We start from the raw sequence: 25,439 nt of genomic DNA on the forward strand, positions 1-25,439 counted from the left end.
GGGAACTGCGCGCCCAGCCACCCAGGACCCGCACCCGACAACGGTCCGCACCCCCGGCCCCAAAGCCTCCGCACCCGGCGACGGCCGGCCCCGCTCAGGAGGCGGCTGTGATCAGGGCCCGCATGACCCGCAGGTCCTCGCCCATCTCGGGATGCCACTGCACACCCAGCACCCAGCCCCGGTCCGACGGCAGCTCCACGGCCTCCACGGTCCCGTCCGCCGCGTAGGCCGACGGCACGAGTCCCTCGCCGAGCCGCTCCACCGCCTGATGGTGATACGTCGGCACGGTCAGCTCCTCCGGGACGATGCCGCCGTACAGCGTCCCCGGTACCGGCTTCACCGGGTGCCCGCCGAACACGCCGACCACCTCCGCGTGCCCGTCCAGGTGCTGGACGAGCGTGCCGCCGAGGGCGACGTTCAGCAGCTGCATGCCCCGGCAGACGCCGAGCAGGGGCAGGCCGGCCGTCAGCGCCGCCTCGATCAGCGCCAGCTCCCAGGCGTCCCGCTCCGGCGCGGGCGGCCCCGTGCGCGGGGAGCGCTCGGCACCGTACCGGGCCGGGTCGACGTCCGGGCCCCCGGCGATGACCAGCCCGTCCAGCCGGGCCACCGCCTCGGCGGCCCGCCCCGGGCCGTCCGGCGGCAGCAGGCACGCCAGCCCGCCGGCCCGCTGCACCAGCCGCGGATAGCCGGCCGGCACCAGCACCGCCTCCAGCTCCCACACGCCCCAGCGCGCCCCGGACTCCAGATACGTGCTCACGCCGATCAGCGGCCGTACGGTCATGCTGCCCTCCCTGGCTTCCGGAGCTGCCCGCTCCACGGTGCTCGCTTCCGGGGACCGCCTCAAGACGCCCCCTGCAAAGGTTCGCGGTCAAACCTTTTCAGTCAAACCTTTGCAGATCCCGGTCAGGTCAGGAAGCCCCGCAGCAGGGCCGCCGTCCCCGCGCAGTGCTCGCGCATCATCTCCCGCGCCCCGTCCGCGTCCCCCTCCAGCACCGCCTCCACCAGCGCGGTGTGCTGCCGCTGGGAGTGCTCCAGGTTGCGCACCAGCAGCGGGATGCAGTCCAGCAGGTCGTTGACCGTCGCCCGGACCGCCGCGTACTGCGCGGTCAGCGACGGCGAGCCGCACAGCTCGGCCAGCGTCAGGTGCAGCAGCGTGTCGGCCCGCCGGTAGTCCGCCAGCGGCGCCTCGTGGGTGCGGTCCAGGGCCTCCCGCAGCCGCTCCGCCCGCTCCCCGTCCAGCCCGTGCGCCGCGCACAGCCCGGCCGCGCCCACCTCCAGCACCTCGCGGAAGCGCAGCACGTCCTCGACGTCGACCTCGGCGATCCGGCGCCGCAGCTCGTCCTCGCCGCCCGCGTCCGGGCGCGGCAGCACGAACGTTCCGCCGTACCGCCCGCGCCGCGCCTCCACCAGCCCCTGGTCCTGGAGCACCTTCAGCACCTCGCGCAGCGTCACCCGGCTGATCCCGAGCCGCTCCGCCAGCTCCCGCTCGGCCGGCAGCCGCTCGCCGCCGGGCACCAGCCCCAGCCGGACGACCTGCAGGATCTGTTCCAGCGCCTCCTCGAAGCCGTTGCCGGCCCGCACCGGCCGCAGCACCGGGGCGAGCCGGTCGCCCACCCCCTGCCACTCCGTCTCGTGCGACATCCGCCGTACCCCCTTCCCAAGCAATGGTTCTCCGCAATACCTTATGGCTCCCGGCCCGGCCGAAAAAGCGCGATGGCGCCGAAGGAGGATCTCCCGTGGCAGACCGCACACCCCCGCTCAGTGTCGAGGAATTGCACGCCCTCGTCGCGAGCGGTGAGATCGACACTGTCGTCCTGGCCTTCCCCGACATGCAAGGGCGGCTGCAGGGCAAGCGGTTCGCCGCCCGCTTCTTCCTCGACGAGGTACTGCACCACGGCACCGAGGGCTGCAACTACCTCCTCGCCGTGGACACCGAGATGAACACCGTCGACGGCTACGCGATGTCCTCCTGGGAGCGCGGCTACGGCGACTTCGCCATGCACCCCGACGTCGCCACCCTGCGCCGCGTCCCCTGGCACCCCGGCACCGCCCTGCTCGTCGCCGACCTCGCCTGGAGCGACGGCACCCCGGTCGTCGCCGCCCCCCGCCAGATCCTGCGCCACCAGCTCGACCGGCTCGCCGCCCTCGGCCTCACCGCCCAGGTCGGCACCGAGCTGGAGTTCATCGTCTTCAAGGACAGCTACGAACAGGCCTGGGACGCGGGCTACCGCGGCCTGACCCCCGCCAACCAGTACAACATCGACTACTCCATCCTCGGCACCGGCCGCATCGAGCCCCTGCTGCGCCGCCTGCGCAACGACATGGCCGGCGCCGGCCTCACCGTCGAGTCCGCCAAGGGCGAGTGCAACCCCGGCCAGCACGAGATCGCCTTCCGCTACGACGAGGCCCTCACCACCTGCGACCAGCACGCGCTGTACAAGACCGGTGCCAAGGAGATCGCCGCCCAGGAGGGCGTCTCCATCACCTTCATGGCCAAGTACAACGAGCGCGAGGGCAACTCCTGCCACATCCACCTCTCGCTCGCCGACGCCGACGGCACCAACGCCATGGCGGGCGACGGCGACGGGGGCATGTCCGAGATCATGCGGCACTTCCTCGCCGGACAGCTCGCCGCACTCCGGGACTTCTCCCTCCTCTACGCCCCCAACATCAACTCCTACAAGCGGTTCCAGCCCGGCTCCTTCGCGCCCACCGCCGTCGCCTGGGGTCACGACAACCGCACCTGCGCGCTACGGGTGGTCGGCCACGGCCGCTCCCTGCGCTTCGAGAACCGCCTCCCCGGCGGAGACGTCAACCCGTACCTGGCGGTGGCGGGCCTGGTCGCGGCCGGACTGTACGGCGTGGAGCAGAAACTCGAACTGCCCGACCCCTGCCCCGGCAATGCCTACACCGCCGGCTTCGAGCACGTACCGACCACCCTCCGCGAAGCCGCCGAACTCTGGGAGAACAGCCCCATCGCCCGGGCCGCCTTCGGCGACGAGGTCGTCGCGCACTACCGCAACATGGCACGCGTCGAGCTGGAGACCTTCGACGCCGCGGTCACCGACTGGGAGCTGCGCCGCTCCTTCGAACGCCTGTGAAAGGCCGTCCCTTGACTGACCCGCACGAACTCCGCGTACTCAACCCCGCCACGGAAGAGGTCGTCGCCACCGTCCCCGCCGCGAGCGAGGAGGACGTCGCCGCCGCCGTCGTACGGGCCGTACGGGCCCAGCGGACCTGGGCCGCCGTCGCCCCCGCCGACCGGGCCCGGCTGCTCCGCCGCTTCGCGGACGCCGTCGACGCCCACACCGAGGAACTCGCCCAGCTGGAGGTCCGCGAGGCCGGTCACACCGTGGGCAACGCCCGCTGGGAGGCCGGCAACGCCCGCGACCTGCTCCTCTACGCGGCCGGCGGAGCCGAACGCCTGCTCGGCAGCCAGATCCCGGCCCCCGGCGGCTGGAACGTCACCTTCCAGGAGCCCCTGGGCGTGATCGGCGTGATCGCCCCCTGGAACTTCCCGATGCCGATCGCCGCCTGGGGCTCCTTCCCGGCGCTCGCCGCGGGCAACGCGGTCGTCCTCAAACCCGCCGAGACCACCCCGCTCACCGCGCTCCGCCTCGCCGAACTCGCCCTGGACGCGGGCCTGCCGGAGCACCTCTTCCAGGTGCTGCCCGGCTACGGCGCCACCGCCGGACGCGCCCTGGTGGACCATCCGGACGTCGCCAAGATCGTGTTCACCGGCTCCACCCGCACCGGCCGCGAGGTCATGGAGCGCTGCGCCCGCCTGGTCAAGCCGGTCACCCTCGAACTCGGCGGCAAGAGCCCCAACATCGTCTTCGCCGACGCCGACCTCGAAGCCGCCCTCGACCCCTTCTCCTTCCTGGACAACTCCGGCCAGGACTGCTGCGCCCGCACCCGCATCCTGGTCCAGGAGCCGGTCTTCGAGCAGGCCCGGGACTTCCTCGCCGACGCGCTCGCCGCCGTCGTCGTGGGCGATCCCGCCGACGAGAAGACCCGGATGGGCCCGCTGATCTCCCGGCAGCAACTGGACCGCGTACGGTCCTACGTCCCCGAGGACGCCCCCGCCCTGCGCGGCACCGCCCCCGACGGGCCCGGCTTCTGGTTCCCGCCGACCGTCCTCACCGGGGAACGGCCGGACGGCCCGGCGGCCACCGAGGAGATCTTCGGCCCGGTCGCCGTCCTCCTGCCCTTCACCGACGAGCAGGACGCCGTCCGTCTCGCCGACGACACCCCCTACGGTCTCTCCGGCTCCATCTGGACCCGGGACGTGGGCCGCGCCCTGCGCGTCTCGCAGGCCGTCCGCGCGGGCAACCTGTCCGTCAACTCCCACTCCAGCGTCCGCTACTGGACCCCGTTCGGCGGCTACAAGCAGTCCGGCCTCGGCCGCGAACTCGGCCCCGACGCCCTGACCGCCTTCACCCAGACCAAGAACGTCTTCATCAGCACGGAGGGCCCCGCACAGTGACCGACAACATCGTTTGCCGCCGCCTGGCCGGCCGTACCGCCGTCGTGACCGGAGCCGGCAGCGGCATCGGACTCGCCACCGCCCGCCGGCTCGCCTCCGAGGGAGCCCACGTCGTCTGCGCGGACGTCGACGAGACCCGCGGCAAGGCCGCCGCCGACGAGGTCGGCGGACTCTTCGTGAAGGTCGACGTCACCGACCCCGAGCAGGTCGAGGCGCTGTTCAAGGCGGCCCACGACACCTACGGCAGCGTCGACATCGCCTTCAACAACGCCGGCATCTCCCCGCCCGACGACGACTCCATCCTGGAGACGGGCCTGGAGGCCTGGAAGCGCGTCCAGGAGGTCAACCTCACCTCCGTCTACCTGTGCTGCAAGGCCGCCATCCCCTACATGCGCCGCCAGGGCAAGGGCTCCATCATCAACACGGCGTCCTTCGTGGCCCGGATGGGCGCGGCCACCTCCCAGATCTCCTACACCGCCTCCAAGGGCGGGGTCCTCGCCATGTCCCGCGAGCTGGGCGTGCAGTTCGCCCGCGAGGGCATCCGGGTCAACGCCCTGTGCCCCGGCCCGGTCAACACCCCGCTGCTCCAGGAGCTGTTCGCCAAGGACCCGGAGCGGGCCGCGCGCCGCCTGGTGCACATCCCGGTGGGCCGGTTCGCCGAGGCCGAGGAGATCGCCGCCGCCGTCGCCTTCCTGGCCAGCGACGACTCCTCCTTCGTCAACGCCACCGACTTCCTGGTGGACGGCGGGATCGCCGGCGCGTACGTCACGCCCCTGTAGGGAGCCTCACAGGAACGTGTGCCCCTCACCCCGGTAGGTCGGCACGGTCGCCGTCACCTCGTCGCCCCGGACGAGGTGCAGCGCCGCGAACCGCTCGCACAGCTCACCCGCCTTGGCGTGCCGGAACCACACCCGGTCGCCGATGAGCAGGTCGTCGGCGGGCGAACCCAGCAGCGGGGTCTGCACCTCCCCGGGGCCCTCCTGCGGGTCGTACCGCAGCCCCTCCGGCAGATACGGCACCGGCAGCCGGTCGGGGCCGGCGACGCCGGAGGCCGGGTAACCGCCGCCGAGCACGGTGACGGCGCCCACCCCGGGGCGCCGGACCACCGGCTGCGCGAACAGGGCGGCCGGACGGCCGGTGAAGGACGCGTAGTTGTCGAACAGGCGCGGCACGTACAGCCCCGAGCCGGCCGCGATCTCGGTCACCGCGTCCTCGGCGGCGGTGTGCTGCACACTGCCGGTGCCGCCGCCGTTCACGAACTCCAGGTCCGGCACGACGGCCCGCACCGCCCGGACGACCGCGGCCCGGCGCCCGGCCAGCTCCCGGCGGGCGGCGGCCTGCATCAGCCGGATCGCCCGGGACCGCAGGGGCCGGCCGGCGACCGTGTCCCCGACCCCGGCGATGTGTCCCTCGTACGCCATGATCCCCACCAGCCGGAAGCCCGGCCGCCGGGCCACCGACCGGGCCAGCTCGGCCAGCTGGGCGGGGGAGTGCAGCGGCGAGCGGCGGGCGCCCACCCGCACCCGGCCGCCCAGCACCTTCAGCGAGGTGTCCAACTCCAGGCAGACCCGCACCACTTCGCGCCCGCCACCGCGGGCGGCGTCGATGAGGTCCAGCTGTGCCGGGTCGTCCACCATCACGGTGACGGCCCCGGCGAGCTTGGGATCCGCGGCGAGCTCCGCGAACCCGGTCCGGTCGGCCGACGGATAGGCCAGCAGGATGTCGTCGAACCCGGACCGCGCGAGCCACAGCGACTCGGCCAGGGTGAACGACATGATGCCCTGGAAGCCGTCCCGGGCCAGGACCCGTTCCAGCAGGGCCCGGCAGCGCACCGACTTGCTGGCGACCCGGACCGGCTTGCCGGCGGCACGGCGCACCAGGTCGGCCGCGTTGGCGTCGAACGCGTCGAGATCCACGATCGCGAGCGGGGCGTCGAGATGGGCGGTGGCCCGGTCGTAACGGGCCCGATCGGCGGCAGGCGCAGTCATGACGGAAGCCTGCCAGACAGGATTACCGCAGGGTAGGGGGACGTTCCGGGCAGATGCCCCGGGCTCGTGGACCGGTTCCGTCCCGGCCCCCGACAAGCCGTAGAGTGACGCGCACGTACGGCGGAACGCACCGGCGCACCAGGTGAACCGGGATGCCGGTCCAGCCGTACGGGTATGCGTGCCCGGGACGGCTTGTGCGCCGGGCGCGGCCGAGCGGCAGGACGGCCCGCGTGCGAGGAAGCGGCCCGGGCACGAGGAAACGGGGGGGTGCATGAGCACGGAAGCGCGGCACGCCCCGGTCCCGCCCCGCCCGCCCGCTCCCCCCGCCCCGCCCCGTCCGTCGGCTCCCCCCGGCCAGTCCGAAGCTTCCGGCCGGCCGCACGCTTCCGTCCCGCCCCGTCCTTCGGCTCCGCCCGGCCGGCCGCACGCCTCCGTCCCGCCGCGCCCGTCGGCTTCCCCCGGGGGGACCGCCGGTACCGGCGGTGAGACCGCACCGCGGAGCACGCCTCCGGGACCTCCGCCCCAGCGCCCGCCGGGCCACTCCGCGACCACCCGGACGAGTGACCGGACACCGGCCGGTGACCCCGACGAAGAGCCGTCGGTGTTCACCCCCCGGGACACCCGATCGCCGGCGAGCGTGCCCGGTCGTGCCGGGAGTGCCGGAGCAGGTGGTGCGACGCGGGGGCCGGGGCACACCACACCCGCCGACCGGCCCGCGACCGCCGACCGTTCCGGGCTCGCATCCGCGGACCGTTCCGGGACCGCATCCGCCGACCGGCCCGGGCCCGTGAACGGCGCCGGTCAGGGGCGGCGACGGCCCGCGTTCCGGCATCCCGTCGTGCCCGGGGCCGCCGACCCCGTGAGCCCGCCCCCGCCCCCCGCCTCGGCCCGGTTCCCCGACGCGCCCCCGGCGGAGGCGGCCGGGAGGACGACGGCCCGGCTCCGGCCCGGTCGCGAACCCCGCAAGCAGGGCGCCCCGGCGGAGACCGCGTCGGAGACGACGGCACGGCTGCGCCCGATCCGCTCGCCGCAGCCGCAGCCGCAGCCGCAGCCGCAGCCGCAGGCGGAGGCGGAGTCGGCGTCGGCGTCGGCGTCGGCGTCGCAGTTCAGCCGTCCGCCCGGCGCCCCGCGGTTTTCGGCAGCGGCCCATCCGACCGCGCCCGCTCACCCCACGGCGCCCGCCCGCCCCATGAGCCGCGTCGTGCCCGACCCGGCCCACTCCTGGAGCGCCGGCCCGGCCGGGCGGCCCGTCGTGTCATTCGCGGAGCCCGAGCTGTCCGGCGGGCGCACCCGCCTCCGGGTGGGGCCGCGCACCGCCGCTGCCGCCGCCTGCCTCGTCCTCGGACTCGGCCTCATCGGCGGCGCCCTGACCGGCAGTTGGCTCACCGGTACCGGCGAGGAAGGCGGCGCCGGGAACGCGTACAGCACCGCCGGCACGCTCTGGCACAGCGTGCCCGTGGACGAACTGTTCCCGCCCACCGTCCAGGGCACGGGCGCCGGCCCCGGCGGCGCCGACCGCAGCTGGACCCGGATCGCCGTGGCCCCGGACACCGGATGCGCCCACGCCTTCGACCCGCTCCTGCGCACGGCCCTCGCCCCGGTCGGCTGCCGGCGGCTGCTGCGCGCCACCTACACCGACGCCACCCAGAGCTACGTCACCACCGTCGGGCTGCTGTTCACCAAGGCCGACCCCGCCGCCATGTCCGCGCTCGCCGCCCGCTTCCGCGACGAACACCTGGACCGGCGCGCCGACCTGATGCCCCGGCCGTACGCCGCCCCCGGCACCGCCGCCGCCGGGTTCGGCGACACGCAACGGGCCTCCTGGACCATCTCCGTCCTCGCCGACGCCCCCGTCGTCGCCTTCGCCGTCTCCGGCTGGGCCGACGGCCGCGGCGTCGACTCGCCCCAGCCCGCCGCGGACGCCGTCCGCTCCGGCGCCACCACCGCGCCCGCCCAGGCCGGCCTCGGCAACGAGGCCCAGGGCCTGGCCGACCGCGTCGAACGGCGCCTGCGCAAGACCGTCGGCACGGCCACGGAGAAGTCCTCATGACGCGATCGACGCGGGGCCGCCGCCGGGCGGCCGCGCCCGCGGCGGCCGTGAGCCTGCTGCTCGCCGGCTCCCTCGCCCTGCTGCCCGTCACCGCGGCCCACGCCGACGGCCTCCGCGGCCAGCAGTGGGGTCTGTCCGCCCTGCACCTCGACGAAGCCTGGGGGACCACCAAGGGCCGGGGCATCACCGTCGCCGTCCTCGACACCGGCGTGGAGACCGATCACCCGGACCTCGCGGGCAACGTCCTGCCCGCCAAGGACATGATCGGCTTCGGTGCGGGCCCCGGCGACCGCACCTGGGCCCGGCACGGCACCGCCATGGCGGGCATCATCGCCGGACACGGCCACGGATCCGGCGGCACCGACGGCGTCATGGGCGTGGCCCCCGAGGCGAAGATCCTGCCGGTCCGGGTGATCCTGGAGGACGGCGACCCCGCCCGCGCCAAGGCCCGCACCACCCGCGGCAACGCCCTCGCCGACGGCATCCGCTGGGCCGCCGACCACGGCGCCGACGTCATCAACCTCTCCCTGGGCGACGACTCGAACTCGGCCCATCCGGAGCCCGGCGAGGACGAGGCCGTGCAGTACGCCCTCGACAAGGGCGTGGTCGTCGTCGCCTCCGCGGGCAACGGCGGTGACAAGGGCGACCACGTCTCCTACCCGGCCGCCTACCCGGGCGTCATCGCCGTGACCGCCGTCGACAAGTACGGCACCCGCGCCGCCTTCTCCACCCGCCGCTGGTACGCGGCCGTCAGCGCGCCCGGCGTCGACGTCGTCATCGCCGACCCCGACCACAAGTACTACGCGGGCTGGGGCACCAGCGCCGCCTCCGCCTTCGTCTCCGGCGCGGCGGCCCTGATCAGGTCGGCCCACCCCGGACTGGCCCCGGCCCAGATCAAGAAGCTCCTGGAGGACAGCGCCCGGGACGCTCCGGTGGGCGGCCGGGACGACTCCCGGGGCTTCGGCATGATCGACCCGGCGGCGGCCCTGAAGGCCGCCGCCCGTCTCAAGCCCCAGGGCCCGCTGCGTCCCGCGGCGTACGGCGGGAAGTACTTCGGCGCCGGCCCGGACGCCACCGGGGCCACTGGCGGCGCCGCCGACTGGGCGGCCCCGCTCGCCGGCGGCGCGGGCGTCGTCCTCGCGGTGGCCGGGGTGCTCCTCTGGCGCGGCCGCAGAAGGCGGGCCTGAGCCCCGCCGTCCGCCACCCGGTGGTCCGGCCCGCGTCCCGCTGTCCGGCGATGCGCGAGCCCGGTCGGCCCGGCCCTCGCGCGGACGATCGAGGACTCCCGTGCGGACGGCCGAGGACCGTCGCGTGGACGGCCGCAGGCCCCCGCGTGGACGGCCGCGGGCTCCCGTGCGGGTGGGCGGGGGCGTGCCTATAGGGTCGGTGACCGTGGCGAACAAGAACATTCCCGACCCCGGCTTCTCCGACGACGACGGCTCCGCCGACCCCCGGCTGAGCGCGGCGCTCGCCGCCTGGGCCGAGGACCGCAGCGCCCTCGGCCCCGTGCTGGAGGCGCTGAAGGGCGCCCGCCTGCTGGTCCCCGTCGTCGCCGTGCTCGGCGAGGTCGAGGAGGACGAGAACGGGCTGCGCCGCGAGAAGACCAGCGACATGGCCGTACCCACCCTGAAGGCCGGCCACCGCACCGCGCTGCCCGCCTTCACCTCCACCGGCTCCCTCGCCCGCTGGGACCCCGAGGCCCGGCCGGTCGCCGTACCGCTGCACCAGGCGCTGCAGGCCGCCGCGCACGAGAAGGCCGACACGGTCGTGCTCGACCTCGCCGGCCCGGTGCCGTTCGAACTGACCGGCCCGGCGCTGCTCGCCCTCGCCGAGGGCCGCACCAGCATCGACCCGCTCGCCGACCCCGCCGTGGTGGAGGCCGTCCGCGCGGCGGTGGCCGGGGAGCCCGCCGTGCTCCGCGCCCACCTCGGGCCGGGACAGGCCGACGGCACCCTCGCCCTCGTCCTCGACCCGGCCGTGCCGCCCGCCGAGGCCGCCCGTGCGGTCGCCGAGCGCCTCGCGGCCGACGAAACACTGAGGGCCCGCCTGGTGCGCGGCCTCGACCTGGCACTGCTGCCGGCCGGGACCACGCCACCGGGCGAGCCCCTGTACGTGAAGGAATAGATCAGCTGTAGACGGGCCCGGTGTACTTCTCACCGGGGCCCTGGCCCGGCTCGTCCGGGACGATCGAGGCCTCGCGGAACGCCAGCTGCAGCGACTTCAGGCCGTCGCGCAGCGGTGCCGCGTGGAAGGAACTGACCTCGGTCGCGCTCGCGTCCAGCAGGCCGGCGAGGGCGCTGATCAGCTTCCGGGCCTCGTCCAGGTCCTTGTACTTCTCGCCCTCCTCGCTCAGCCCGAGCTTCACGGCGGCGGCGCTCATCAGGTTGACGGCGACCGTCACGATCACCTCGACGGCGGGGACCTCGGCGATGTCCCGGGTCATCGCGTCGAAGTCGGGGGACTCAGGAGGGGTGTCACTCATGTCCCACACGATAAGCGGTGACCGGTGACGCATTCGCGCGTCCCTCGATTAGGCCTTGTCAAGCGATCCTGCTAATCTGGTGGACGACCGGCTGGACACCATGTGTCCGGCCCACAAGTGGAGGCTCCGATCTCCCACCCGACCGCCCTCCGGGACGGCGGGTCACCCGGTCAGGCGGCCACCATCGTTCCGTACGGACGATGGAGTCGCCCGAAAGTGCGCCCCGCGACATCGCGGCGGTGCTCCGGAAGTGTTTGGAGCCCCGCCTGTGATCGTCCGGGGCATTTTTGCTGCTTCGGCGCGGTTAGGTCTAACGAACAAGACAGTACGCGGCTGTCCGCCAGACCGTCGCGTGGTGCTACCGAGGAGGATCCATCAGCGCCGAGCCCCGCATCAACGACCGGATTCGCGTTCCCGAGGTGCGACTTGTCGGTCCCAGTGGCGAGCAGGTGGGCATCGTCCCGCTCGCTAAGGCACTGGAGCTTGCGCAGGAGTACGACCTGGACCTGGTCGAGGTCGCGGCGAACGCCCGTCCGCCCGTGTGCAAGCTCATGGACTACGGGAAGTTCAAGTACGAGTCGGCCATGAAGGCCCGTGAGGCGCGCAAGAACCAGGCGCACACGGTCATCAAGGAGATGAAGCTCCGGCCGAAGATCGACCCGCACGACTATGACACCAAAAAGGGTCACGTCGTCCGGTTCCTCAAGCAGGGCGACAAGGTCAAGATCACGATCATGTTCCGTGGCCGTGAGCAGTCCCGCCCCGAGCTGGGCTACCGACTGCTGCAGCGCCTCGCGGAGGACGTCCAGGACCTCGGTTTCGTGGAGTCGAACCCGAAGCAGGACGGCCGAAACATGATCATGGTCCTCGGTCCGCACAAGAAGAAGACCGAGGCGATGGCCGAGGCCCGTCAGGCGCAGGAGGCCCGCAAGGCCGACGCGAAGGCGAACCCCGGCAAGTCGCAGAACCCTGCCGAGGCTGAGGCGCCGTCCGAGGAGCCTGCCGAGGCTGAGGCGCCGTCCGAGGAGCCTGCCGAGGCGTGATCCCGGGGGACACGTGTCCCCGAGGATGTAACCGAAACAAGAGCGACGCTCCACCGTGCCCGGTTTCACGACCGGGCACCGGAGCGCCACCGACGAGGAGAGAACGGCGCTATGCCGAAGAACAAGTCGCACAGCGGTGCCAGCAAGCGCTTCAAGGTCACCGGCTCCGGCAAGGTGCTCCGCGAGCGCGCCGGCAAGCGCCACCTGCTCGAGCACAAGTCGTCCCGCGTCACGCGTCGCCTCACCGGCAACGCCGAGATGGCCCCGGGCGACGCCGCGAAGATCAAGAAGCTTCTCGGCAAGTGACGCACCGGCGCTCACCATTCGCCGAGCGCCTCACGTCAGGACCGGGACCCAGTCGTTTCCGGGTCGTGTGAGCACCCCCACGACCCCGCTACAAGGAGTTAACAAGTGGCACGCGTCAAGCGGGCAGTCAACGCCCACAAGAAGCGCCGGGCGATCCTCGAGCAGGCCTCCGGCTACCGCGGTCAGCGTTCGCGCCTGTACCGCAAGGCCAAGGAGCAGGTCACCCACTCGCTGGTCTACAACTACAACGACCGCAAGAAGCGCAAGGGCGACTTCCGTCAGCTGTGGATCCAGCGCATCAACGCCGCTGCCCGCGCCAACGGCATCACCTACAACCGCTTCATCCAGGGTCTGAAGGCCGCGAACATCGAGGTCGACCGCAAGATCCTGGCCGAGCTCGCCGTGAACGACGCGGGTGCCTTCGCGGCGCTCGTCGAGGTCGCGCAGAAGGCGCTGCCGAGCGACGTGAACGCGCCCAAGGCTGCGTGACGCCGCGCCGGCCCGAAGCCGACGTCACCGAGGACCCGCAGGCTGCATGGCTTGCGGGTCCTGTCGTTGCGGCGGCCCGGCCGTCGTCCGGCCGCAGGTGATCGGTGGCCGGTCGCGCAGTCCCCGCGCCCCTCACGGGGCGCCGCAGCCCACCGGCGTCGGAAACGTCGAAACTCTCCTGAAGGTGAAGCAGAGGATGGTCCCCGTCAGCCCCGAGCTGATCTCTCCCCGGTCCGCCCGTGTGTCCGCCGCCCGCAGGCTCGCCAAGCGCAACTTCCGGGGCAAGGACCGGCTGTTCCTCGCGGAGGGGCCGCAGGCCGTACGGGAGGCCGCCGGGCACCGCACCGGGGGACAGGCGACGCTCGTCGAGCTGTTCGCCACCGTCGAGGCCGCGGAGCGGTACGCCGACATCATCGGCGAGGCCCGGAACGTGGGCGCCCGCGTGCACCTCGCCTCCGAAGAGGTCATCGCCGAGATCTCCACCACCGTCACCCCGCAGGGGCTGGTCGGCGTCTGCCGGTTCCTGGACACCCCCTTCGAGGACATCCTCGCCGCCCGGCCCCGCCTGGTCGCCGTCCTCGCGCATGTGCGGGACCCCGGCAACGCCGGCACCGTGCTGCGCTGCGCCGACGCCGCCGGCGCCGAGGCCGTGGTCCTCACCGACGCCTCCGTCGACCTGTACAACCCCAAGGCCGTCCGGGCCTCCGTCGGCTCGCACTTCCACCTGCCCGTCGCCGTGGGCGTCCCCGTCGAGCGGGCCGTGGCCGGCCTCAAGGAGGCCGGGGTGCGCATCCTCGCCGCCGACGGCGCGGGCGACCGCGACCTGGACGAGGAGCTGGACAAGGGCACCATGGGCGGGCCCACCGCCTGGGTCTTCGGCAACGAGGCCTGGGGCCTGCCGGAGGAGACCCGCGCCCTCGCCGACGCCGTCGTACGCGTCCCCATCCACGGCAAGGCCGAGAGCCTGAACCTCGCCACGGCCGCCGCCGTATGTCTCTATGCGTCGGCCCGTGCACAGCGCGCCTCCGGAGGGTGCCGCTCTGTCACCGAGAGCTAGTAGGGTGACGAGCTCGGGGCCCTGCGCCGTCTGAGAGGTGGGGTACGGGGATGAGTGTGGCCGGCACGAGCACCGCGCCGGAGGGCCGGGACGCGCGGCGCACGCCCGCGCCCAGGCCGGGCGACGCTGTGGTCCTCGACCCGGACGGGCTGCCCGACGGCCTCGTCGTCGCCGATGAGCACGGCCGCGTGACCTGCTTCAACGCGGCCGCCGCGCGCATCACCGCCGTACGGCCCGCCGACGCCCTCGGACAGCCGCTGGAGAAGGCGCTGCCCTTGGAGGATCTGGAGGGCCGCCGCTGGTGGCAGCTCACCGACCCCTACCGCGGACTCGCCATCCGGGTGCGGCAGCCGGAGCGCAACCTGCTGCTGCCGGGCGGCCGGGAGGTCCTCGTCTCCGCCCGCTACGTGCGCGACGAGCCGCTGGGGCCGGTGCGGTGCGTGGTCGTCTCCCTGCGGGACACCGAGGCCCGGCGCCGTACCGAGCGCAGCCACGCCGAGCTGATCGCGACCGTCGCCCACGAACTGCGTTCCCCGCTGACCTCCGTGAAGGGCTTCACCGCGACCCTGCTGGCCAAGTGGGAACGGTTCACCGACGACCAGAAGCGGCTCATGCTGGAGACCGTCGACGCGGACGCCGACCGGGTCACCCGGCTCATCGCCGAGCTGCTGGACATCTCCCGGATCGACTCCGGGCGGCTGGAGGTGCGCCGCCAGCCCGTCGACATCGGCGCCGCCGTCTCCCGGCACATCCAGGCCTACGTCGCCGCGGGCCAGAGCGCCGGCCGCTTCCTGCTGCGCATCGAACAGCCGCTGCCCGCCCTGTGGGCCGACCCCGACAAGATCGACCAGGTGCTCAGCAACCTCATCGAAAATGCCGTGCGGCACGGCGAGGGAACCGTCACCATTGACGTCACGCCCTCCGCGTCCCCGCGCGAGGGCGAGGCAACCGGCACGTCGGTCACGGTGAGCGACGAAGGACCAGGCATCCCGGAGGAATCCATGAACCGCGTCTTCACCCGCTTCTGGCGGGGCAGCAAGCGCGGCGGCACGGGTCTCGGGCTGTACATCGTCAAAGGCATCGTGGAGGCCCACGGCGGCACCATCACGGTCGGCCGCGCCCCCGACGGCGGCGCCGAGTTCCGATTTACCCTGCCCGTGGCGGCCCCGGCGTATCTCGCCTGACGGCCCACGGGCTCTTCGTACACGTCCACCCCGTTAGACTCGGCCTTTGGCACCTTTGTGTCCTGCACACGGCCCGCACGAGTCGGTGACGGGGACCATCCGCCTGGGGGCACCTCCCAGCGTCAGCTGGGGGACAATCGGAAGCACGGGAAGAGATGTCGGCACCCAATAAGTCGTACGACCCTGTCGAGGTCGAGGCGTTGAAACCGGAAGAGATCGAGCGCATGCGGGACGAGGCGCTCGCCGCCTTCGCCGCCGCGGACTCCCTCGACGCGCTGCACGAGGCCAAGGTCGCCCACACCGGCCCCGCCTCCCCGCTGGCGCTCGCCAACCGCGAGATCGGCGCCCTGCCTCCGCACGCCAAGGCCGAGGCCGGCAAGCGCGTCGGCATGGCCCGCGGCGCCGTGAACAAGGCCCTCGCCGGCCGTCAGACCGAGCTGGAGGCCGAGCGGGACGCCCGCGTGCTGGTCGAGGAGGACGTCGACGTCACGCTGCCGTACGACCGCGTCCCGGCCGGAGCCCGCCACCCCCTCACCACGCTCTCGGAGCGCATCGAGGACATCTTCGTGGCCATGGGCTACGAGGTCGCCGAGGGCCCGCAGGTCGAGGCCGAGTGGTTCAACTTCGACGCCCTCAACATCGGCCCGGACCACCCGGCCCGCGGCGAGGCCGACACCTTCTTCGTCCAGGGCCCGGACGGCGGCACCGAGTCCGGTGTGGTGCTGCGCACCCACACCTCGCCGGTCCAGATCCGCTCCCTGCTCGACCGCGAGCTGCCGGTCTACGTGATCTGCCCCGGCCGCGTGTACCGCACCGACGAGCTGGACGCGACCCACACCCCCGTCTTCCACCAGGTCGAGCTGCTCGCCGTGGACGAGGGCCTGACCATGGCCGACCTCAAGGGGACCCTGGACCACATGGTCCAGTCCCTGTTCGGCGAGGGCATGAAGACCCGGCTGCGGCCGAACTTCTTCCCCTTCACCGAGCCGAGCGCCGAGATGGACATGCTCTGCTACGTCTGCAAGGGCGAGTCCGTCGGCAACCCGGACCGGCCCTGCCGCACCTGCTCCAGCGAGGGCTGGATCGAGCTGGGCGGCTGCGGCATGGTCAACCCGCGGGTGCTCACGGCCTGCGGTGTCGACCCGGAGAAGTACAGCGGCTTCGCCTTCGGGTTCGGCATCGAGCGGATGCTGATGTTCCGCCACAACGTCGAAGACATGCGAGACATGGTCGAGGGTGACGTCCGGTTCACCCGGCCGTTCGGGATGGAGATCTGATGCGGATCCCGCTTTCTTGGCTGCGGGAGTACGTCGACCTGCCGGCGACGGAAACCGGCCGCGACGTCCAGGAGAAGCTCGTCTCCGCCGGCCTCGAGGTCGAGACCGTCGAACAGCTCGGCGCCGACCTCAAGGGCCCGCTGGTCGTCGGCCAGGTGCTGACCATCGAGGAGCTGGAGGGCTTCAAGAAGCCGATCCGCTTCTGCACCGTCGACGTCGGCCAGGCCAACGGCACCGGTGAGCCCCAGGAGATCGTCTGCGGCGCCCGGAACTTCGCCGTCGGCGACAAGGTCGTCGTGGTCCTCCCCGGCGCCACGCTCCCCGGCGGGTTCTCCATCGCCGCCCGCAAGACCTACGGCAAGACGTCCCACGGCATGATCTGCTCCACCGACGAGCTGGGCATGGGCGACGACGGCACCCACGGGATCATCGTGCTGCCGCCGGAGACCGAGGTCGGCCGGGACGCCATCGAGCTGCTGGAGCTGGTCGACGAGGTCCTGGACATCGCCGTCACCGCCAACCGCGGCGACTGCCTGTCCATCCGCGGCGTCGCCCGCGAGGCCGCCATCGCCTACGGTCTGCCGCTGCGCGACCCGGCCCTGATCGACGTGCCGGCCCCGAACGCCTACGGCTACCCGGTCCAGGTCTCCGACCCGTTCGGCTGCGACCGCTTCACCGCGCGCACGATCACCGGCCTGCGCCCCGAGGCCCGTTCCCCGATCTGGCTGCAGCGCCGGCTGCAGAAGGTCGGCATGCGCCCGATCTCGCTCGCCGTCGACGTCACGAACTACGTGATGATGGAGCTGGGCCAGCCCCTGCACGCCTACGACCGCAGTCTGGTCCAGGGCACCATCGGCGTGCGCCGGGCCGAGGAGGGCGAGAAGCTCGTCACCCTCGACGGCGTCGAGCGCAAGCTGCACGCCGAGGACCTCGTCATCACCGACGAGCGCGGCCCGATCGGCCTCGCGGGCGTGATGGGCGGCGCCAACACGGAGATCGCCGACCACGAGGTCACCGAGGACGGGGTGAACGGGACCACCGACGTGGTCATCGAGGCCGCGCACTTCGACGCCGTCTCCATCGCCCGTACGGCCCGCCGCCACAAGCTGCTGTCCGAGGCGTCCCGCCGCTTCGAGCGGGGCGTCGACCCGCAGGCGGCCGCCGCGGCCGCGCAGCGCACCGTGGACCTGCTGGTGCTGCTCGCGGGCGGCACGGCGGAGGCCGGCGTCACCGAGATCATCGCGCCCTCGGCCCCGCGCACCATCACCCTCCCGGCAGGCCACCCGGACAAGGTCGCGGGCGTCGACTACGGCCGTGAGACGGTCGTCCGCCGTCTCCAGGAGGTCGGCTGCGACGTGTACGGGCAGGACGAGCTGATCGTCACCGCCCCGTCCTGGCGCCCCGACCTGACCGAACCGAACGACCTGGCCGAAGAGGTCATCCGCCTGGAGGGCTACGAGAACCTGCCCTCCACGCTGCCCAAGCCGCCCTCGGGCCGCGGCCTGACCCACCGCCAGCGGCTGCACCGCAGGGTCGGCCGCGCGCTGGCCGGTGCGGGCTACGTCGAGGCGCCGAACTACCCGTTCGTCAGCGAGCAGGTCTTCGACCAGCTCGGCCTGGACGCCGGCGACCCGGCACGCCGCGTCGTGAAGCTGGTCAACCCGCTCAGCGACGAGGAGCCCGCGCTCCGTACGACGCTGCTGCCGGGCCTGCTGAATGCCCTGCGCCGCAACGACGGCCGGGGTTCGCACGATCTGACGCTGTTCGAGACCGGCCTGGTCTTCCTGCCGCGTGCGGAGCGGGGCACCGCGGTGCACCTGCCCGTCGACCGGCGCCCCACCGACGAGGAGATCGCCGCGCTGGACGCCGCGCTGCCCGAGCAGCCGCGGCACGTCGCCGTGGTCCTCGCGGGCGCCCGCGAACAGGCCGGCTGGTGGGGCAAGGGCCGCCCGGCGGACTGGGCCGACGCCGTCGAGGCGGCGCGCACGGTCGCCGGTGAGGCCGGGGCCGAACTGATCGTCCGCAAGGGGCAGTACGGTCCCTGGCACCCCGGCCGCTGCGCCGAACTGGTCGTCGTCGCCGACGGCACGGAGCGGGTCGTGGGCCATGCGGGTGAACTGCACCCGCGGGTCCTGAAGGCCCTGGGGCTGCCCGAGCGCACCTGTGCGATGGAGCTGGACCTGGACGCGCTGGAGACGGCGGGCGACGGCGTCCCCCAGGCTCCGGCCATCTCCACGTTCCCGGTCGCCACGCAGGACGTCGCCCTCGTCGTCGACCGGCCGGTGCCGGCCGCGGAGGTCGAGGCGGCGCTGCGTGAGGGGGCCGGGGAGCTGCTGGAGTCCATCCGGCTGTTCGACGTGTACGAGAACGCCGAGCAGCTGGGTGAGGGCCGCAAGTCCCTCGCCTACGCGCTGCGGTTCCGGGCCGCCGACCGCACGCTGACCGTGGACGAGGCGTCCGCCGCCCGGGACGCGGCGGTCGCCCTCGCGGGTGAGCGGACGGGTGCGGTGCTGCGCGGCTGAGCACCGTTTTCGGTTCTGTCGCCGGCCGGCCACGGGTTGCCCGTGGCCGGCCGCGCGGCTCCCCGCCCCCTGGGGCGGCTGTCCCTGCCGCTGGCTGCATAAATGCAGGCCGGCCGGGGTGTCCTCACTCGTTCGGGTGGGAATCCGAGGGGTTGCGGCCCCGGTGGGTCATGCCGTCGACAGAATCGGACCGGCCTTTCGGGGCCGGTCCGTCTGCTTTGCCAGGCCCACATGGGGGACCAGAGGCATGATCCGCATCAAGGCACGGGCGCCCACCGGGCGGGCAGCCGTACAGTCCACGGTCTGGGGAGCCGCCGCGGTCGGCTACAAGTTCGGCTGCCCGCTCGCCCAGCAGGACGGGCTCGGGGCGCGCATCGTCACCAGCGCGGTGTTCTTCGCCGTGGGCACCGGCCTCATATTCCATGTCCGCCGCGCCCTGCTCCAGGAGCTGCGGCTCGCCCGGCGGGCGGCGCGCGCGGCGCAGAACGTCGTCCTGCGTCCGCTGCCCCCGCGGCTCGACGGGCTGGGCGTCGCCGCCGCCCAGCTGTCCGCCGACCGGGGCGCGTGTGTCGGCGGCGATCTGTACGAGGCCGTCGCCACCGAGCACGGGGTCCGCGTGGTGATGGGTGACGTACGGGGACACGGTCTGGCCGCCCTCGGCACCGTCGCCGCCCTCCTCGGCAGCTTCCGCGAGGCCGCCCACGACGAGCCCGAACTGGGCCGTGTACTGCGCAGACTGGACCGCGCCCTCGCCCGGCACCTGCGCGAGCGGGCCCGTGCCGAGCACCCGGCGCACGGCACCGCCGACCCGGACAACCCGGTCGCCGAGGAGTTCGTCACGGTCCTGCTCCTGGAGATCGGCCGGGACGGCGAAGTGCGTGCCCTCAACTGCGGTCATCCGTGGCCGTACCTGCTCCGGGGCACGCGGGTGGAGGCGCTGTCGCACGCGGATCCCCTCCCGCCCCTGGGGCCGTTCCCGCTGCCGGCGGATGCCGCGGCCGGGCCCTGCGGCCGGCTGCTCGCGGGGGAGTCCCTCGTTCTCTTCACGGACGGCGTGGAGGACGCCCGGGACGGCCGGGGGCGGTTCTTCTCGCTGCCGGAGACGTTGCGCGCGGTGGTGCACGAGCATCCGGTGTCCCCGCAGGCGGTACTGCGCAGGGTCTTCGGGGCTCTGCTGCGCCACACGGCGGGCCGGCCCACGGACGACGTCGCGATGCTGGTCCTGCGGAACGACCGGGGGTCCCGCCGCGGCTCCCCGGAGACCCGGGACGGCGACGACGCCTGCCGCTCCGCCGGGCGGACCCGGGCCGCCACCACCCGCCCACAGCAGATGACGCACCGCCAGACCCTGTCGCCCCGGCCAAGCCACCGTTGTTGAGGGGGAGCCGGCGGCTTGGCCGGCCTCTTGCGAGGCATCTCAGTCAACCGGACGTGCACGCTCCGCGACAGCGCGCGCACACCACGGATACGGGCACTCGGTTCACACCCCGTGTGAACGCGTTCCCACTACGCTGACCGCACCAGGCCACTCGGGGGGCATTCCATGCAGCCCAACACTCTGCTCGACGCCATCCTGGACGAGGCGGGCATCTCGCACGCCGGTCTCGCCGCCCACGTCAACCAGGCGGGACGCGCCCGCGGTCTCGGTCTGAGGTACGAACACACCGCCGTGGCGCGGTGGTTGAAGGGCCAGCGGCCCCGTGGCCAGGTGCCCGACCTGATCTGCGAGGTGCTGGCCGCCCGGCTGCGCCGCCCGGTCACGCTGGACGACATCGGCCTGGGCGTGCCCGGCGAACCGAGTGCGCCGCACGCCGGTTCGCTGTCCGGCTTCGTGGAGCGGGCCACCGCGCTGTGGCGGTCGGACGAACAGCAGCGCCCCCATGTGCTGGGCGCCCCCGCGGTCACCGGGACCCCGGCCGTGATGCCGGTGTGGGAGTGGGAGAACCCGCCCGAGGACGTCGATGTCTCCCGGGGCGGCCGGCACCGGGTCACCCCGGCCGACATCGAGATGCTGCGCGCCGCCCGGGCGCACTACGAGCAGATGTACCGGAAGGCCGGCGGGATCGCGACCCGGACGCGGATCGTCGGGTTCCTCAACGCCGAGGCCGCGCCGCTGCTGCGTGGCAGCTACACCGACGCCACCGGCCGTCAACTGCACCGGGCGACCGGCGGGTTGGTGGCGATCACGGGGATCTGCGCCTACGACTCCGACGCGCACGGACTGGCCCAGCGCTACTTCCACCAGGCGCTGCGGCTCGCGAAGGCCAGCGGGGACCGGGGGCTCGGGGCCTATGTGATCGCCCTGCTGGTCAACCAGTCGCTGTTCATGCGGGAGTACCGGCAGGCCGTCGCCTTCGCCGAGGCCGCGCTGCGCGCCGCCGGCCGGCACATCACCCCGGCGCTCGCCTCCGACCTGTACGCGATGCAGGCCAAGGCGTACGCGCACCTCGGTGACGGCGGCAGCGCGCTGTCCTGCATCCGGCGCGCGGAGACGGCCGCCGAGCGGATCCGGCGGGGCCACGAGCCGGACGAGACCGGCTATGTGCAACCGGGGCTCGTCAATGTGCAGGTGGCCGAGGCGCTGCTCAGCCTGGGGGAACTCGCCGCCGCCCGCGAGCACGCCGCGGCGGCCGTCGGCAACCCGGCCCACGACCGGGGGCGGGTGCACCGGCTGGCCATGCTCAGCACCATCGAACTGCGCCAGGGCAACGCCGAGCAGGCCGTGGCCACCGCCGTGCAGATGGCGGAGCAGGCCCGCGGAATGGAGTCCCAGCGGCTGCGCGACAGACTCCGCGCGGTGCGCGAGCATCTGGCGCGCTGCGGCTCGGCGGGCACCTCCGAGGCCGCCGAACTGATCGACGGGGCGCTGCGCGTACCGCTGTAGGCCCACTGTAGGTAGCTCGTCCCTGCTGCGATATTGCCACTTACTCGGCGGAAGGTGGCAGAACCGTGCAGTGGACGAAACAGAACGAACAAACTGTGTATGAAAACCGCTGGTTCAGCGTCAATCTCGCAGATGTCGAGCTGCCGGACGGCCGGCACCTGGACCACTTCCTCATCCGGCTGCGCCCCGTGGCCGTGGCCACGGTCGTCAACGAGGCGAACGAAGTGCTGCTGTTGTGGCGGCACCGCTTCATCACCGACAGCTGGGGATGGGAACTGGCCGCGGGTGTCGTGGAGGACGGCGAGGACATCGCGAGCGCGGCGGCCAGGGAACTGGAGGAGGAGACCGGCTGGCGGCCGGGGCCCCTGCACCACCTCATGAGCGTGGAGCCGTCCAACGGCCTCACCGACGCCCGGCACCACATCTACTGGGCCGACCGGGGCGAGTACATCGGGCACCCCGTGGACGACTTCGAGTCCGACCGGCGGGAATGGGTCCCCCTCAAACTCGTTCCCGACCTGATCGCCCGTGGGGAGGTCCCGGCCGCCAACATGGCGGCCGCCTTACTCCTGCTGCACCACCTCAGGCTCAACGAGGGCCAGCGGGTGGGCTAGTGGACGGCCAGTGCCTGCCAGACCGTCACCACGAGCGCGCCGAGCGCGGTCAGTGCGGCGAGCGACGGCAGCGGCCAGCGTGCGTGTTCCAGAGAAGCCAGACGGGAGTTCAGATCGTCCAGTTCCTTGGCGGTCTCCTCGGTGCGGTGACGGAGCAGCGCCAGCCCTCCCTCGACGCGGGCGTAGGCCACGTCGAGGCGGCGCCGTAACTCTGCGAGTTCTCCATGGACCACGGGATGCTCCGGTTCGGCGGTCACGGGTCCGCTCCTTTCGGTGGTCGAAGTGGATGGTCCGCATCCCTTGCATGCGCATGGAGAGTCAACTCGCCTGGTGGGCGCGTGGGGAGCGTGTGCGACGGGCATATGCGTGCCCGGCGCGCACACGGTGTGTGAAACACGAAGGCCCGGCACTCCTTCGAGTGCCGGGCCCGCGGGCGTCGCTCTTCGTAATCAGCCGTACGTGTAGAAGCCCGAGCCGGTCTTCCGGCCGAGCCGGCCCGCCTCGACCATGCGCTGGAGCAGCGGCGGAGCGGCGTACAGCGGCTCCTTGTACTCGGCGTACATCGAGTTGGCGATGGAGACGATGGTGTCCAGGCCGATCAGGTCGGACAGCTTCAGCGGGCCCATGGGGTGGGCGCAGCCCAGCTCCATGCCGTTGTCGATGTCCTCGCGGCTCGCGATGCCGGACTCGAACATCCGGATCGCGGAGAGCAGGTACGGCACCAGCAGCGCGTTGACGACGAACCCGGAGCGGTCCTGGGCGCGTACGGAGTGCTTGCCGAGGACCTTCTCGGCGAAGACCTGGGCGCGGCTGAGGGTGCCCTCGGAGGTGGTGAGCGCCGGGATCAGCTCGACCAGCTTCTGCACCGGGGCCGGGTTGAAGAAGTGGATGCCCACGACGTGGTCGGGGCGGGAGGTGGCGACCGCCAGCTTCACCAGCGGGATGGAGGAGGTGTTGGAGGCCAGGATCGCGTCCGGGCGGGTCACCACCTGGTCGAGCACCTGGAAGATCTCGGTCTTCACCTGCTCGTTCTCGACGACGGCCTCGATCACCAGATCCCGGTCGGCGAACTCGCCGAGGTCGGTGGTGAAGCTCAGCCGCGCCTGGGTCTCGTCCCGCTCCGCCTCGCTGATCTTGCCGCGCTCGGCGGCCTTGGCCAGAGAGTTGTACAGCCGGGTACGGCCGATCTCCAGGGCCTCGCCGGTGGTCTCGGCGACCTTCACGTCCAGTCCCGCGCGGGCGCACACCTCGGCGATGCCCGCGCCCATCTGGCCGCAGCCCACGACTCCGACGCGCTCGATGTCGGTCACATCGTCCCCTTCGCTGGTCTTCCGGCTCGCTGGCAGGACCTCCGGGTTCGGCGCCTGCTCCGATCGTGCACGTTACCGCCAAGTATCGATGATCGATCGCCCGGGTGGGGGCATCCTGAAGCGCGGAACGGTCCGTGACGAGGCGGATCCGGAGCGTACGGGGAGGTGCAGATGGGGCGCATGTCGCGGCGGGCCTTCGCGCTGACGGCGCTGTCCACGCTGGTCACGGCACCGGGCACGGCGGCGATGGGTGCGGATCCGGGGCTGGGGGAGGCGGCCGGGGGCGCCGGTCCGGGTCCGGGGGAGGCCGGCGGGGGCGGCGGTCCGGCACCGGCCACGCCGGCCGGGGGTGCCGCCGGCCCGGACGGGGCCACGGCACCCGGTCCGGACCGTCCGTCGCGCGCGGCCACCGAGATGCGGGGTGTCTGGATCGCGACCGTCGCCAACCGGGACTGGCCCTCACGACCGGGCCGGACGGCGGCCGAGCAGCGGAAGGAACTGATCGCCCACCTCGACCGGGCGGTCCGGCACCGGCTCAACACGGTCATCCTCCAGGTGCGGCCCACGGCCGACGCACTGTGGCCCTCGCCGCACGAGCCCTGGTCCGAGTACCTCACCGGCACCCAGGGCAAGAACCCGGGCTGGGACCCGCTCGGCACCGCCGTCACGGAGGCGCACGCCCGGGGCCTCGCGCTGCACGCATGGTTCAACCCCTACCGGATCGCCAACCACGCCGAGCCCACCCGGCTGTCCGCCGGGCACCCGGCGCGCAAGCACCCCGACTGGGTGGTGCCGTACGGCGGCCGGCTCTACTACAACCCCGGACTGCCCGAGGTCCGCGCCTTCGTGCAGCGCGCGATGCTGGACGCGGTCGCCCGGTACCCGGTCGACGCCGTCCACTTCGACGACTACTTCTACCCCTACCCGGTGGCCGGGCAGACCTTCGACGACGACGACGCGTACGACCGCCACGGCGGCGCCTTCCCGAACCGGGCCGCCTGGCGCCGGGACAACATCGACACACTGGTGCGGGAGACGGCCGCCGGCGTCGCGCGGGTCCGGCCCGGCACCCTGTTCGGGGTCAGCCCCTTCGGGGTGTGGCGCAACGCGACGACCGACGCGCGCGGCTCCGACACACGGGCGGGCGTCGAGACGTACGACGACCTGTACGCCGACACCCGCACCTGGGTGCGCAAGCACTGGATCGACTACCTGGTGCCGCAGCTCTACTGGCACATCGGCAACGCCGCCGCCGACTACGCCGCGCTCGTCGCGTGGTGGGCGGAGGTCGCCAAGGGCACCAAGACGCACCTGTACGTCGGCGAGGCCCTGTACCGGGCGGGCGCCGCGGGGCAGCCGTCGGCCTGGCAGGACCCGGTCGAGCTGTCCCGGCACCTCACCCTCGCGGCCGGGTACCCGCAGGTGCGCGGGCACGTGTTCTTCGCCGCCAAGGACCTGGCGGCGGATCCGGCCGGGGCGATGGCGAGGGTGGTCGCCGACCACTACCGGGGGCCGGCGAAACCACCGCGGTGACTACGGACGCTGCCGGTCCTGGTGCTTGACCTGGCAGTCGGGGCCGGGGGACATGATCGCCTCGTGCCCGTTCTCGAAGCGGACGCGGTAGGGCGGGTTGCCCTCCTGGCCGAGGACTTCGACGACTTCGGAGACCTGGTCGTGCTGGCCCACCACCCTGCCGTGCTGGACAAGCTTGTCACCCTTGGATGCGCGCATCTGCCGGCCCTCCTCA

24 protein-coding genes are annotated in these 25,439 nt (G+C 73.2%); 17 read left to right on the forward strand and 7 right to left on the reverse strand.

Features of this window, described 5'->3' with window-relative positions; all coding sequences use genetic code 11:
* Positions 1 to 94: 94 nt before the first annotated feature.
* On the reverse strand, positions 95 to 781 hold the full coding sequence (locus tag FHS34_RS29805) for a gamma-glutamyl-gamma-aminobutyrate hydrolase family protein (protein ID WP_184971067.1): 687 nt from the start codon (positions 779 to 781) through the stop codon (positions 95 to 97).
* Positions 782 to 903: 122 nt separating this feature from the next.
* Complete coding sequence (locus FHS34_RS29810) at positions 904 to 1,641, reverse strand: FadR/GntR family transcriptional regulator (protein WP_184971069.1); 738 nt, start codon at positions 1,639 to 1,641, stop codon at positions 904 to 906.
* Between the two features lie 95 nt (positions 1,642 to 1,736).
* Between FHS34_RS29810 and FHS34_RS29815 the strand changes: the two genes are divergently transcribed.
* The 3 genes from FHS34_RS29815 to FHS34_RS29825 are packed head-to-tail and all read left to right on the forward strand — an operon-like array spanning position 1,737 to position 5,265.
* Positions 1,737 to 3,101, forward strand: coding sequence for a glutamine synthetase family protein (locus FHS34_RS29815; protein WP_184971071.1), 1,365 nt, complete (start codon positions 1,737 to 1,739; stop codon positions 3,099 to 3,101).
* Between the two features lie 11 nt (positions 3,102 to 3,112).
* Entirely contained in the window at positions 3,113 to 4,486 is a 1,374-nt protein-coding gene (locus FHS34_RS29820) for an aldehyde dehydrogenase family protein (RefSeq protein ID WP_184971073.1), read from the forward strand.
* On the forward strand, positions 4,483 to 5,265 hold the full coding sequence (locus tag FHS34_RS29825; RefSeq protein WP_184971074.1) for a 3-oxoacyl-ACP reductase: 783 nt from the start codon (positions 4,483 to 4,485) through the stop codon (positions 5,263 to 5,265). Before FHS34_RS29820 ends, FHS34_RS29825 begins: the two co-directional genes overlap by 4 nt.
* A 6-nt stretch (positions 5,266 to 5,271) precedes the next feature.
* On the opposite strand, the gene FHS34_RS29830 is transcribed toward FHS34_RS29825, so the two are convergent.
* Complete coding sequence (locus tag FHS34_RS29830; RefSeq protein WP_184971076.1) at positions 5,272 to 6,474, reverse strand: amino acid deaminase/aldolase; 1,203 nt, start codon at positions 6,472 to 6,474, stop codon at positions 5,272 to 5,274.
* 838 nt (positions 6,475 to 7,312) lie between these two features.
* On the opposite strand from FHS34_RS29830, the gene FHS34_RS29835 reads away from it, so the two are divergent.
* From FHS34_RS29835 to FHS34_RS29845, 3 genes are all read left to right on the forward strand, one after another.
* On the forward strand, positions 7,313 to 8,524 hold the full coding sequence (locus tag FHS34_RS29835) for a hypothetical protein (RefSeq protein ID WP_225817671.1): 1,212 nt from the start codon (positions 7,313 to 7,315) through the stop codon (positions 8,522 to 8,524).
* Positions 8,521 to 9,711 carry a type VII secretion-associated serine protease mycosin gene (gene mycP, locus FHS34_RS29840; protein WP_184971078.1) on the forward strand — a complete coding sequence of 397 codons (1,191 nt, stop codon included), beginning with the start codon at positions 8,521 to 8,523 and terminating at the stop codon, positions 9,709 to 9,711. Before FHS34_RS29835 ends, mycP begins: the two co-directional genes overlap by 4 nt.
* A gap of 205 nt (positions 9,712 to 9,916) precedes the next feature.
* Positions 9,917 to 10,648, forward strand: coding sequence for an SseB family protein (locus FHS34_RS29845; RefSeq protein WP_184971080.1), 732 nt, complete (start codon positions 9,917 to 9,919; stop codon positions 10,646 to 10,648).
* A gap of 1 nt (position 10,649) precedes the next feature.
* On the opposite strand, the gene FHS34_RS29850 is transcribed toward FHS34_RS29845, so the two are convergent.
* Positions 10,650 to 11,006 carry a DUF1844 domain-containing protein gene (locus FHS34_RS29850; protein ID WP_184971082.1) on the reverse strand — a complete coding sequence of 119 codons (357 nt, stop codon included), beginning with the start codon at positions 11,004 to 11,006 and terminating at the stop codon, positions 10,650 to 10,652.
* Between the two features lie 374 nt (positions 11,007 to 11,380).
* On the opposite strand from FHS34_RS29850, the gene infC reads away from it, so the two are divergent.
* The 10 genes from infC (at position 11,381) to FHS34_RS29900 (ending at position 22,382) form a co-directional block, all read left to right on the forward strand.
* Entirely contained in the window at positions 11,381 to 12,049 is a 669-nt protein-coding gene (gene infC / locus FHS34_RS29855; protein WP_184971295.1) for a translation initiation factor IF-3, read from the forward strand.
* 111 nt (positions 12,050 to 12,160) lie between these two features.
* The gene (gene rpmI / locus FHS34_RS29860; protein ID WP_004933563.1) at positions 12,161 to 12,355 is read left to right on the forward strand and encodes a 50S ribosomal protein L35; all 195 of its coding nucleotides are present in this window, start codon (positions 12,161 to 12,163) and stop codon (positions 12,353 to 12,355) included.
* Between the two features lie 105 nt (positions 12,356 to 12,460).
* A complete protein-coding gene (rplT, locus tag FHS34_RS29865) occupies positions 12,461 to 12,844 on the forward strand; it encodes a 50S ribosomal protein L20 (RefSeq protein WP_019325184.1) in 384 nt (127 codons plus the stop codon).
* A gap of 196 nt (positions 12,845 to 13,040) precedes the next feature.
* Complete coding sequence (locus FHS34_RS29870; RefSeq protein ID WP_184971297.1) at positions 13,041 to 13,901, forward strand: TrmH family RNA methyltransferase; 861 nt, start codon at positions 13,041 to 13,043, stop codon at positions 13,899 to 13,901.
* A gap of 50 nt (positions 13,902 to 13,951) precedes the next feature.
* The gene (locus FHS34_RS29875) at positions 13,952 to 15,085 is read left to right on the forward strand and encodes a sensor histidine kinase (RefSeq protein WP_184971091.1); all 1,134 of its coding nucleotides are present in this window, start codon (positions 13,952 to 13,954) and stop codon (positions 15,083 to 15,085) included.
* Between the two features lie 155 nt (positions 15,086 to 15,240).
* Positions 15,241 to 16,362: a phenylalanine--tRNA ligase subunit alpha gene (gene pheS, locus FHS34_RS29880; protein WP_184971093.1), complete on the forward strand. Its 1,122-nt coding sequence runs from the start codon at positions 15,241 to 15,243 to the stop codon at positions 16,360 to 16,362.
* Entirely contained in the window at positions 16,362 to 18,884 is a 2,523-nt protein-coding gene (gene pheT / locus FHS34_RS29885) for a phenylalanine--tRNA ligase subunit beta (protein WP_184971095.1), read from the forward strand. The genes pheS and pheT overlap by 1 nt, the downstream gene beginning before the upstream one ends.
* A 247-nt stretch (positions 18,885 to 19,131) precedes the next feature.
* Positions 19,132 to 20,262, forward strand: a complete 1,131-nt coding sequence (locus FHS34_RS29890; protein WP_184971097.1) for a PP2C family protein-serine/threonine phosphatase — start codon at positions 19,132 to 19,134, stop codon at positions 20,260 to 20,262.
* 165 nt (positions 20,263 to 20,427) lie between these two features.
* Positions 20,428 to 21,768 (forward strand): NsdA family TPR-like regulatory protein, encoded by a 1,341-nt coding sequence (locus FHS34_RS29895; protein WP_184971099.1) that lies wholly within the window; start codon positions 20,428 to 20,430, stop codon positions 21,766 to 21,768.
* Between the two features lie 65 nt (positions 21,769 to 21,833).
* Positions 21,834 to 22,382 carry an NUDIX hydrolase gene (locus FHS34_RS29900; protein ID WP_184971101.1) on the forward strand — a complete coding sequence of 183 codons (549 nt, stop codon included), beginning with the start codon at positions 21,834 to 21,836 and terminating at the stop codon, positions 22,380 to 22,382.
* On the opposite strand, the gene FHS34_RS29905 is transcribed toward FHS34_RS29900, so the two are convergent.
* Both FHS34_RS29905 and FHS34_RS29910 read right to left on the reverse strand, forming a co-directional pair.
* Positions 22,379 to 22,639 (reverse strand): hypothetical protein, encoded by a 261-nt coding sequence (locus tag FHS34_RS29905; RefSeq protein WP_184971103.1) that lies wholly within the window; start codon positions 22,637 to 22,639, stop codon positions 22,379 to 22,381. The two genes, FHS34_RS29900 and FHS34_RS29905, sit on opposite strands and share 4 nt — an antisense overlap.
* Before the next feature lie 192 nt (positions 22,640 to 22,831).
* Complete coding sequence (locus FHS34_RS29910; RefSeq protein WP_184971105.1) at positions 22,832 to 23,692, reverse strand: 3-hydroxybutyryl-CoA dehydrogenase; 861 nt, start codon at positions 23,690 to 23,692, stop codon at positions 22,832 to 22,834.
* A 171-nt stretch (positions 23,693 to 23,863) separates the two neighbouring features.
* Between FHS34_RS29910 and FHS34_RS29915 the strand changes: the two genes are divergently transcribed.
* The gene (locus FHS34_RS29915) at positions 23,864 to 25,225 is read left to right on the forward strand and encodes a glycoside hydrolase family 10-like protein (protein ID WP_245002447.1); all 1,362 of its coding nucleotides are present in this window, start codon (positions 23,864 to 23,866) and stop codon (positions 25,223 to 25,225) included.
* Here FHS34_RS29915 and FHS34_RS29920 read toward each other — a convergent pair whose 3' ends face one another.
* Positions 25,226 to 25,423, reverse strand: coding sequence for a DUF1918 domain-containing protein (locus FHS34_RS29920; RefSeq protein WP_184971107.1), 198 nt, complete (start codon positions 25,421 to 25,423; stop codon positions 25,226 to 25,228).
* Positions 25,424 to 25,439 lie beyond the last annotated feature (16 nt).

This window comes from Streptomyces echinatus (assembly GCF_014203595.1).
Lineage (GTDB): Bacteria > Actinomycetota > Actinomycetes > Streptomycetales > Streptomycetaceae > Streptomyces > Streptomyces echinatus.

Bases quoted from the DNA above. Each gene is read 5' to 3' on its own strand.
- FHS34_RS29805 (WP_184971067.1), bottom strand. From the start codon at position 781: ATGACCGTACGGCCGCTGATCGGCGTGAGCACGTATCTGGAGTCCGGG.
- FHS34_RS29810 (WP_184971069.1), bottom strand. From the start codon at position 1,641: ATGTCGCACGAGACGGAGTGGCAGGGGGTGGGCGACCGGCTCGCCCCG.
- FHS34_RS29830 (WP_184971076.1), bottom strand. From the start codon at position 6,474: ATGACTGCGCCTGCCGCCGATCGGGCCCGTTACGACCGGGCCACCGCC.
- mycP (WP_184971078.1), top strand. From the start codon at position 8,521: ATGACGCGATCGACGCGGGGCCGCCGCCGGGCGGCCGCGCCCGCGGCG.
- FHS34_RS29850 (WP_184971082.1), bottom strand. From the start codon at position 11,006: ATGAGTGACACCCCTCCTGAGTCCCCCGACTTCGACGCGATGACCCGG.
- rpmI (WP_004933563.1), top strand. From the start codon at position 12,161: ATGCCGAAGAACAAGTCGCACAGCGGTGCCAGCAAGCGCTTCAAGGTC.
- FHS34_RS29870 (WP_184971297.1), top strand. From the start codon at position 13,041: ATGGTCCCCGTCAGCCCCGAGCTGATCTCTCCCCGGTCCGCCCGTGTG.
- FHS34_RS29875 (WP_184971091.1), top strand. From the start codon at position 13,952: ATGAGTGTGGCCGGCACGAGCACCGCGCCGGAGGGCCGGGACGCGCGG.
- pheS (WP_184971093.1), top strand. From the start codon at position 15,241: ATGTCGGCACCCAATAAGTCGTACGACCCTGTCGAGGTCGAGGCGTTG.
- pheT (WP_184971095.1), top strand. From the start codon at position 16,362: ATGCGGATCCCGCTTTCTTGGCTGCGGGAGTACGTCGACCTGCCGGCG.
- FHS34_RS29890 (WP_184971097.1), top strand. From the start codon at position 19,132: ATGATCCGCATCAAGGCACGGGCGCCCACCGGGCGGGCAGCCGTACAG.
- FHS34_RS29895 (WP_184971099.1), top strand. From the start codon at position 20,428: ATGCAGCCCAACACTCTGCTCGACGCCATCCTGGACGAGGCGGGCATC.
- FHS34_RS29915 (WP_245002447.1), top strand. From the start codon at position 23,864: ATGGGGCGCATGTCGCGGCGGGCCTTCGCGCTGACGGCGCTGTCCACG.
- FHS34_RS29920 (WP_184971107.1), bottom strand. From the start codon at position 25,423: ATGCGCGCATCCAAGGGTGACAAGCTTGTCCAGCACGGCAGGGTGGTG.